Annotated in this window: 6 protein-coding genes and 1 pseudogene; 6 read left to right on the top strand and 1 reads right to left on the bottom strand. The window is 36.9% G+C overall.

Annotated features, from left to right (window positions below; translation table 11 throughout):
• Positions 1 to 654: 654 nt before the first annotated feature.
• From ACESQI_RS23820 to thiL, 5 genes and pseudogenes are all read left to right on the top strand, one after another.
• Positions 655 to 906, top strand: a pseudogene (locus tag ACESQI_RS23820) (ferritin-like domain-containing protein); the annotation flags it as partial.
• A gap of 462 nt (positions 907 to 1,368) precedes the next feature.
• The gene (gene sppA, locus ACESQI_RS23815) at positions 1,369 to 3,147 is read left to right on the top strand and encodes a signal peptide peptidase SppA (RefSeq protein ID WP_002562169.1); all 1,779 of its coding nucleotides are present in this window, start codon (positions 1,369 to 1,371) and stop codon (positions 3,145 to 3,147) included.
• Positions 3,148 to 3,157: 10 nt separating this feature from the next.
• Positions 3,158 to 4,288 (top strand): tetraacyldisaccharide 4'-kinase, encoded by a 1,131-nt coding sequence (gene lpxK, locus ACESQI_RS23810; RefSeq protein ID WP_122202213.1) that lies wholly within the window; start codon positions 3,158 to 3,160, stop codon positions 4,286 to 4,288.
• Positions 4,227 to 5,036, top strand: coding sequence for a purine-nucleoside phosphorylase (locus tag ACESQI_RS23805; protein ID WP_002562171.1), 810 nt, complete (start codon positions 4,227 to 4,229; stop codon positions 5,034 to 5,036). Before lpxK ends, ACESQI_RS23805 begins: the two co-directional genes overlap by 62 nt.
• A gap of 101 nt (positions 5,037 to 5,137) precedes the next feature.
• Positions 5,138 to 6,169, top strand: coding sequence for a thiamine-phosphate kinase (gene thiL, locus ACESQI_RS23800; RefSeq protein ID WP_002562172.1), 1,032 nt, complete (start codon positions 5,138 to 5,140; stop codon positions 6,167 to 6,169).
• 186 nt (positions 6,170 to 6,355) lie between these two features.
• Here thiL and ACESQI_RS23795 read toward each other — a convergent pair whose 3' ends face one another.
• Positions 6,356 to 7,336, bottom strand: coding sequence for a linear amide C-N hydrolase (locus tag ACESQI_RS23795; protein WP_007487299.1), 981 nt, complete (start codon positions 7,334 to 7,336; stop codon positions 6,356 to 6,358).
• 540 nt (positions 7,337 to 7,876) lie between these two features.
• Here ACESQI_RS23795 and ACESQI_RS23790 point away from each other — a divergent pair.
• A complete protein-coding gene (locus tag ACESQI_RS23790) occupies positions 7,877 to 9,406 on the top strand; it encodes a M20/M25/M40 family metallo-hydrolase (RefSeq protein WP_195661554.1) in 1,530 nt (509 codons plus the stop codon).
• The last annotated feature ends 515 nt before the right edge of the window (positions 9,407 to 9,921 follow it).

Here is a 9,921-nt window from a genome sequence, read left to right as displayed (position 1 = left end):
AGAGAAACAAGGCGATCATCGTAGAGAAACGGGGCGATCTCCGTAGAGAAACGAGGCGTTTCTCGTAGAGGAAAAAATCAAAAAGGCAATTGATTGAAAACCAAAGAATTAAAAAAATAAAAGATTGTACACTTATTTTACTGGAAAACAAGAAGAAAAAAAGGAAAACAATAAGAAAAACAAAGGAATAAATATCCACAAACAAGGAGCTAATATATTCCCCATTAAATGTATACGAAAAACCTCAAACAAAGAAACAACTCAAAGAGATTTCTTCATAGTTAACCGATTCTCACTACCCAGGCGCTGATAGGAAACTTCATTCATAATACAACGAATGAGCAAAATACTAAATCCACCAATAGGACGTTCTTCAATCGAAAGTGGCAAATCAACATCAGCCACCACAGTAGAATCAAAAAAAAGATCCTTTATCTGCTATTTCTCCAATATCGAAAAGATGTCTCCGAGTGAATACATGGAAATGCTTCAAAAAAAGTAAATTAGTTTCCATTTAACAAATAAGTGTTTTTGTTATTGTTAAATCAAATACATCCGAAAACAAAATTCTTTACCCCCTGTTACTTAAGCAACTTAATATTTATAACCTAAACTTAAAATTATGGCTAAAGAAAGTGTGAAAATCCTGTAAGGTTTGAATTGGCCAGATGCAAGTATGACACACCAACCGAGTTTGATTCAGTTAGTTTACTAAATCAGAATGTAGCCTCAGAACGTTGTGCCATCCTTCGTTATCAGGAAATTGCTAACTTTACCAATGGTAAAGATTATACTACATGTGATATCGCCAAGCATATTTTAGCTGAGGAGGAAGACCATGAACAGGATTTGCAGGATTATCTGAACGACATTGCCAAAATGAAAGAATCTTTTCTGAAGAAATAATAAGTAGTAGTTTCTTTAAGAGTGGGAAGAGGGAGTTATTCTGTAAAAGGAATAGTCCCTCTTTTTTCTATAAGTAATACATCACAATATAAATGATTATTGGCCAGGGTATTATTGAACCGCTGAACGCAGATTTTCGCAAAAGGAATATTGCTTTCAAATATAATGCAACAATCTAATTCGCAAAAATCTGCGATCATTTGCGTTTTAATAAATTCATATTTATAGAGTATACTAATTTTGAATCAGTACTTATCACTTACAGAATATATAAGAGAGAGAGAACTGGATTATATAATATCAACATCACATTTAAAAGCGAAAGAATCACCCGAAAATAACATTAATTTCCTTTATATCTGTGACAAAACAAAAAACTATGCGACTTATGGGATAAATATCAACTCAATTATTTATCTTTGTTAGCTTTAAGATGAGCTAGCATAAAAAACAATAAATACAATGAAAGATTTCTTTAAATTTACGCTTGCCACAGTTACAGGTATCATACTGTCAAGCATTGTTCTGTTTTTCATCGGTATTATGGTGATTTTCGGAATTGTTTCTTCTTCCGATACAGAAACAGTAGTGAAGAAAAACTCAGTAATGATGCTCGATCTAAATGGTATATTGGTAGAACGTACTCAGGAAAGTCTGGAAAATGTACTCTCCATGCTCACAGGAGACAATTCAAATGTCTATGGTCTCGATGATATCCTTGCTTCCATTAAAAAAGCAAAAGAGAACGAAAATATCAAAGGGATCTACATTCAGGCTTCTGCATTAGGCTCTCCATATGCTTCTTTACAGGCTATTCGCAATGCATTGACCGACTTTAAAGAGAGCGGAAAATTTATCGTAGCTTATAGCGATGGATATACACAAGGACTTTATTACCTGTCCAGCGTAGCTGATAAAGTAATCCTGAATCCCAAAGGTATGATTGAATGGAGAGGAATTGCCTCCGCCCCAATATTCTACAAAGACTTATTGCAAAAGGTAGGCATCGAAATGCAAATATTCAAGGTAGGCACTTACAAATCGGCTGTCGAACCGTTTATCGCAACTGAAATGAGCCCGGCCAACCGTGAGCAAGTAACTGAATTTATCGGTTCTATCTGGGGACAGGTTGTGAGTGGTGTATCTGACTCTCGTAATATATCACCAGACTCACTGAATGCTTATGCAGACCGTATGCTGATGTTTTATCCCGCCGAAGAAAGTGTAAAATGCGGTCTGGCAGATACACTTATTTATAAAAATAATGTACGTGACTATCTCAAGCAACTTGCCAATGTTGATAAAGACGACCGTCTGCCGATATTAGGACTCGATGATATGATCAACGTAAAAAAGAATGTTCCTAAAGATAAAAGCGGTGATATTGTAGCTGTCTACTATGCATCAGGAGAGATCACAGACCAGTCAGGTTCAGCCGCTTCCGAAGATGGCATTGTAGGTAACAAGGTGATCCGCGACTTACGTAAGCTTAAGGACGATAAAGATGTAAAAGCAGTTGTATTACGCGTAAATTCTCCAGGTGGTAGTGCTTTTGCTTCCGAACAAATATGGCATGCTGTAAAAGAGTTGAAAGCAGAAAAGCCGGTTATCGTTTCAATGGGTGATTATGCTGCATCGGGTGGTTACTATATTTCTTGTGTAGCCGACACAATAGTTGCCGAACCCACCACTCTGACCGGTTCTATCGGAATTTTTGGTATGGTTCCCAATGTGAAGGAACTTGCTGATAAAGTAGGGATAACTTATGATGTAGTAAAAACCAATAAATTTGCCGACTTCGGAAACCTCATGCGTCCTTTCAATAATGACGAAAAAGCACTCATGCAAATGATGATAACCGAAGGGTATGATACATTCCTTACCCGCTGTGCCGAAGGCCGTCATATGACAAAAGAGGCAATTGGAAAGATTGCCGAAGGCCGTGTATGGACAGGTGAGACAGCAAAAAAACTTGGTCTTGTTGACGAACTAGGTGGTATAGACAAGGCGCTCGACATCGCTGTAAAGAAAGCTAATCTCAATGGTTATACCGTTGTTTCTTATCCGGAAAAGAAAGATTTCCTTTCTACTCTGCTTGATACGAAACCAACCAATTACGTAGAATCACAATTGATGAAAAGCAAACTGGGTGATTATTATAAAGACTTCAGTCTACTGAAAAATTTAAGTGAACGCTCTATGATACAAGCCCGTGTTCCGTTTGAACTGAATATTAAGTAAACCATTCTGCATGGAAGAAAGCTTTATCAAGATACATAAATGGCTCTACCCTCTTTCGTTCCTTTATGGAGCAGGAGTAGCCTTACGAAACAAACTCTTTGACTGGGGATACCTCCGGTCAAAGAGTTTTGACGTTCCTGTCATCTGCATCGGCAACATTGCCGTAGGCGGAACTGGTAAAACGCCACATACCGAATATCTGATAAAGTTACTTCACCGTGAATACCAGGTTGCCGTATTAAGCCGGGGTTATAAACGTCGTACAAAGGGATATATACTATCTACTCCTGAAAGTAATGTACGCAATATCGGAGATGAACCATTTCAGATAAAATCTAAATTTCCCGATATACGGGTAGCTGTGGATGAAGATCGTTGTCATGGTATTGAACAGCTCTGCACATTGGACAATCCCCCTGTCGAAGTTGTTTTGCTTGATGATGCTTTCCAACACCGTTATGTTAAGGCAGGATTCAATATTTTATTGACGGATTATCACCGACTGTTTTGCGACGATGCATTATTACCAGCAGGTCGTCTACGCGAATCTATTCAAGGGAAAAACCGGGCACAAATAGTTATCGTTACCAAGTGTCCACCTGACATCAAACCCATTGATTTCAATATCATTGCTAAAAGGTTGAACCTATTCCCATACCAGATGTTGTTCTTCTCGTCATTTCGTTACGGAAATCTACAACCGGTATTTCCGGAGGTAGCGGGAAAAGCGGAGCAAAAATTATCTTCCCTGCAAACAGATACACAGGTGTTGCTCCTTACCGGTATTGCCTCACCTGTTACTATCATTCAGGAATTGGAAAGATATACATCGCATATCGATTTGCTGTCATTTGATGACCATCATCATTTTAATCAGCATGATATGCAACTCATTAAACAGCGGTTTGACAAGCTGAAAGGTGAACAACGGTTGATTATCACCACAGAAAAAGATGCTACCCGGTTGGTACATCATCCCATATTAGATGCGGAGTTAAAAAGACATATTTATGCGCTCCCCATTGAAGTAGAGATATTACAAAATCAACAAGATATTTTTAACCAACACATTATTGGCTATGTTAGAGAAAATACAAGAAACAGCAGCTTTCCTAAAAGGAAAGATGCATACAAGTCCTGAGACAGCAATCATATTGGGTACCGGACTTGGTAGTTTGGCAAATGAAATCACTGAGAAGTATGAGATAAAGTACGAAGATATTCCCAATTTCCCTGTGTCTACTGTTGAAGGGCATAGCGGAAAGTTAATCTTTGGCAAATTGGGTAACAAAGATATCATGGCAATGCAAGGTCGCTTTCATTACTACGAAGGCTACTCCATGCAGGAAGTAACTTTCCCCGTACGTGTAATGCGTGAGTTAGGAATTAAAACACTGTTTGTATCCAATGCCAGTGGTGGTACTAATCCCGCTTTTGAAATCGGTGATCTGATGATCATCACAGATCATATCAACTATTTCCCCGAACATCCGCTTCGTGGCAAGAATATTCCGTATGGTCCCCGTTTCCCGGATATGAGCGAAGCATATGATAAAGAGCTTATCCGTAAAGCCAATGAAATAGCTAAAGAAAAAGGTATCAAAGTGCAACATGGTATATACATCGGTACACAAGGACCTACCTTTGAAACCCCCGCAGAGTACAAACTGTTCCATATTCTCGGAGCTGATGCTGTAGGTATGTCTACCGTTCCTGAAGTAATTGTAGCTAACCATTGTGGTATCAAAGTATTTGGAATTTCAGTTGTAACTGATTTGGGCGTAGAAGGAAAGATTGTAGAAGTATCACATGAAGAAGTTCAGAAAGCAGCAGATGCAGCTCAACCGAAAATGACAACTATCATGCGTGAGCTTATCAACCGCGCTTAATATCAAAGTCACTTCAATCATAAATTGTAACAACTTCCAGTGTTTATGACCCAATAATGGTTATAAACACTGGAAATAAATCGTAAATTATAAATATATCGATGCGAACAGAAATAGCAACCTTGGGTGAGTTTGGTTTAATCAAACATCTCACTGAAGGTATTGAACTAAAAAATGAATCAAGCAAATATGGAGTAGGCGATGATGCCGCTGTCCTCTCCTATCCTTCAGATAAGCAGGTATTGGTCACCACCGATCTGCTTATGGAAGGCGTACATTTTGACCTTACCTACGTACCTCTCAAACATCTCGGATACAAATCTGCTATCGTAAACTTCTCCGATATCTATGCAATGAACGGAACTCCGAAACAGATAACCGTGTCCCTCGCCCTCTCCAAGCGTTTCAGCGTAGAAGATATGGATGAGTTTTATGCCGGACTTCGCCTGGCATGCCAACAATATCATGTAGACATTGTGGGTGGTGATACTACTTCTTCACTGACAGGGCTGGCTATCAGTATCACTTGTATCGGAGAAGCAGACAAAGATAAAATAGTCTATCGGAACGGTGCCAAAGAAACAGATCTCATCTGTGTCAGTGGCGACCTTGGTGGCGCCTATATGGGTTTACAATTGCTGGAACGTGAAAAAACCGTTTTTAAAGGTGAACAAGATGCTCAACCGGATTTTTCCGGTAAAGAATATCTGCTTGAACGTCAGCTTAAGCCTGAAGCCCGCAAAGATATTATCGAAAAGCTATCTGCTGCCAACATTGTTCCAACTTCTATGATGGATATCTCCGATGGGTTATCCTCCGAATTGCTACACATTTGTACTCAAAGTAACACCGGATGTCGTGTCTATGAAGAACATATCCCCATTGATTATCAAACGGCCGTTATGGCAGAAGAATTTAATATGAACCTCACTACTTGTGCCATGAATGGTGGCGAGGATTATGAACTACTTTTCACTGTTCCTATTGCAGACCATGAAAAGATTTCAGAAATGGAAGGTATACGATTAATAGGACATATTACTAAACCTGAACTTGGCTGTGCACTAATAACCCGAGACGGACAGGAGTTTGAGCTAAAGGCACAAGGCTGGAATCCATTGCAGGAAAAGTAATAAAAAACATTCAGTGGATATTTATTTAATTCCCAATTAACATTATTAGTTGAATATCAAACAAGTAAAAGATCTTTGATAATAAAATTTACCCCGCCATAGTTATTCTGGTGGGGTAATTTTTTTAAAATAAGCTTCTTCGAAAGAGTCTTCTATAATAACCCACTTTTATTTCACAGAATTCTTTTATCCTCTAACTCCCATAAATTTGAAAGGTAACGCTATCTTAAACTCTTTAGCCGTATTCCCATGATACATTTCTCCATTAGCAATAGACAATTTAAGTACAGGAGCTCCTTCTGAGAAATCCAAATCCCGCAAATCCACCCAAAAAGTATTTGGAGTCAGACTTGACTCAAAAAAATATCTCAGACTTTTACTTTCCGAAACAGTCCTCCATTGTGTAGTAGAAATTTCAGGACTTTCAGGAGTTGATATACCGTAAGGCACAGAGGCATTACGGACGACACTAAATACACTGGCAACGGCTTTCCTTTCATCATCAGTTTTCGGTAATGCATTAATATAAAAACTGGCTCTGGCAAAACGATCAGCTGCGCGATTCGTTCCGGGCAAAAAGCTCAAACCTCCTATCGTTTTCCAATATTCATTTAGTGCCAGCTGTTTGTCATAAGTAGGAGAATTAGTCATTACTTTATAATCTTTATTATGATATACAGTAAGTCTTCCACCTACATACTCAAAGATAGCACAATCACCCACAGCATCGGATATAGATAAGTGCAATGTTGCTAAACGAGACCCATCCGGCATCATATCTGATACCACCTGAAAGGTATCCTCGTCAATATAAGAAACGGCCTCTTCAACTGTTGCAAAATTATCCAGCATATATTGTACCCACGCCGTTATAGCAAGTCCCGGTTTATTTTTATCTCTTAAGGGATATTTTGTTTCAGGTAGCCAAAGTAAATTGGCAACTAACCCTTTCTCATTCATTCCATCCGTACTGGCAATTTCAAAAGCAGAGGTCACTACACTTCCATATCTCGACGTCCACTTCAACGAATTTTCTCCAGCTTCTCCACTACGCATCATTCCTCTTGGAAATGCCCAAAGATTACTATGCATTTCTGTTTTCCAGTCCATAGAGCGACCGGTTGCTACCATCCCATTTGTTCCTGAATAAACTACTCTTGTACACATAATTTTTTTTATTAATGTTTCATATATTGGCTATTAATACATATTATAAAACATAACCATCATTCGTAATAAGAACAAAAAAGTTTATCAACAAACATTAGAATTAAGTTATTGAATTCTAATATTCTCTCAGTAAATATGTAAAAAAACGAAAGACTAAAAAGCAATTTCTCTTTTCTAAAAGAAAAATAAATAAAAAAATCAGAATATTTTTTCTAACTCTGTTGTTATATAATTAAGTATTCAGAAAATAATGATTATGATATTGAGTAACCTTTCAATTATATTTGCATCTTCTTTTATGAATTTGTTCCCACGAACAAATCCATATAGAAACAGTTTTTCCATTAATAGCTTTCCGAACGAGCTGAATGATTACCTGCAAAAAACGGCTATTCCAAAATTAATCATCAACTATATTTTGATCGAATTAAGCACTTTAGTACTCGGCCATTTGTTTTTTTACAATTCCTGTAACTTGTTTTTCTTAAAAATATCATAATCCATTTCAAAAATATATAATCAAAGAAAGTAGAAAATATGAAAAAATTTATTACACTTTTACTATTATCATTTCTCACACTTATCCTTGTGTTAATAGTAAGAACCTTTACCTATCAATTTAAGAAAATAGAGAAAACCGGAGATAATGAAGTAGTGCTTACTGCTCCTTCAGAAAAAGCCATACGTCGTTTTGCCGGTGGAATACGTATTCCAACCATCAGCAATGAATTCTATGAAGAAACCAATTTCGGCCCCTTCGAAGAATTCATGAGATATCTGTCCGATTCTTATCCTGAAGTATATAAAGTAATGGACACAGATACTATTAATACATATGGAATGATCTTTCATTGGAAGGGAAAGAACAGTACTTTAAAACCTGTTTTATTCTTATCACATTACGATGTTGTTCCAGTAATTGGTTATGATCAATCTATTATAACTGATACTATTTTTCAATTGAATGACAAACCGTTACCTCCAATTCAGTCTTATGCTACAAAATGGGATTATCCACCATTTTCAGGAGCTGTAATAAATGGCCGTATCTATGGACGTGGAACGCTCGATATGAAATGTATGCTCTTTTCATTAATGGAAGGAGCTGATAATTTAATTGCTGAAGGTTTTCAACCAGAAAGAGATATCTGGTTTGCTTTCGGACATGATGAAGAAGTAAGTGGACGTCAAGGAGCTGTAAAAATAGCAGAGTATTTCAAAAATAAAGAACTGAATTTTGACGCTATTTATGACGAAGGGGGTATTATTGCTGCTCCAAGTTCAGCTATAGAGTCTATTAAAGTTCCATTAGGATTAGTTGGTACTGGAGAAAAGGGTTTCCTGACTTTACGTCTTACAATAAAAGGAATGGGAGGACATTCTTCTATGCCTCCTGAAAAAAGTTCGTTAATCTATGCAGCAGAAATCATTGAAAAGCTGAACAATAATCAATTTCCTGCACAAATTATTTCCCCTATCGCAGCATTTTTTGATAACGTCGGAAATGAAATGGGATTCTTTTCTCGTATGACAATAGCAAATCAATGGCTACTCAGACCATTATTACTAAGCACAATGGAAAAATCTCCTGCATCCAATGCATTAGTTCGTACGACTACAGCTATAACCATGGCCAAAGGTAGTGATGCTGCAAATGTTTTAGCGTCTGAAGCAGAAGTAACAGTAAACTTCCGCATCTTACCAGGAGATTCAGTTTCTGGTGTCATAGAACATGTGAAAAAGTTATGTGAAGGTTACGATATCGATTTAAAAGTAATTTCTCAACGTGCCCCCTCAAATATTTCTCCGGAAAATGTAAGAGGTTTCGAAATTATAAAAGAAAAAGTAAATAAGATCTACCCCGAAGCAATAGTAACTTCTTATATAACAATCGGAGGTACAGATTCTTATAAATATCAGGCAGTAAGCAAGGACATTTACCGTTTCATGCCTATATGTCTAAACCAGTACGAACAACGTACAATACATAATGAGAACGAATATATATCATTAGAGAATTTTGGAAAAATACAATGGTATTTTAAGGAGTTACTAAAAACTTATTAGGCATTGATTCTTATAGCCAGAAAGAAAATCTACATTAGTAAATAAAAGACTATCTTAAAATTGAATTTTGGGATAGCCTTCCCCCCTTATGGATAATGTTATAAAAGACAATGAATATTACTTTTCTTCTATAAGCATAGTGACATTACAATATCTTATATATAAATGAATTATCCAATGATTTATCTCCCTTATACATATATCAGTAGCATCTCATTAGGAGACTATAGAAAAATATAGTTACCGTTCCGATAACCTACAACACAACAAGTAATATACTCAATGAATAAGCCATAAACCAAATATTCTTTTCAATAAAATGAAATATTTTCATCAAATAGATAATTGATAATAAACACTGTAGCTATTTATCAGCGTTTTTTATTTCTCCTTCTCTTGCAAGATAAAAAAACTTTCGCTACCTTTGCAATCGCAAATAAGAAAGGTGCCATAGCTCAGTTGGTAGAGCAAAGGACTGAAAATCCTTGTGTCCCCGGTTCGATTCCTGGTGGCAC

This window comes from Bacteroides sp. HPS0048 (genome assembly GCF_964240755.1).
In the GTDB taxonomy this organism is placed as follows: domain Bacteria; phylum Bacteroidota; class Bacteroidia; order Bacteroidales; family Bacteroidaceae; genus Bacteroides; species Bacteroides nordii.
The sequence above is the reverse complement of the archived record's forward strand: the minus strand, read 5'-3'. Positions and strand labels throughout refer to the sequence as shown.

Coding starts and splice junctions, on each gene's coding strand:
- sppA (WP_002562169.1), top strand. CDS start 1,369: ATGAAAGATTTCTTTAAATTTACGCTTGCCACAGTTACAGGTATCATA.
- lpxK (WP_122202213.1), top strand. CDS start 3,158: ATGGAAGAAAGCTTTATCAAGATACATAAATGGCTCTACCCTCTTTCG.
- ACESQI_RS23805 (WP_002562171.1), top strand. CDS start 4,227: ATGTTAGAGAAAATACAAGAAACAGCAGCTTTCCTAAAAGGAAAGATG.
- thiL (WP_002562172.1), top strand. CDS start 5,138: ATGCGAACAGAAATAGCAACCTTGGGTGAGTTTGGTTTAATCAAACAT.
- ACESQI_RS23795 (WP_007487299.1), bottom strand. CDS start 7,336: ATGTGTACAAGAGTAGTTTATTCAGGAACAAATGGGATGGTAGCAACC.
- ACESQI_RS23790 (WP_195661554.1), top strand. CDS start 7,877: ATGAAAAAATTTATTACACTTTTACTATTATCATTTCTCACACTTATC.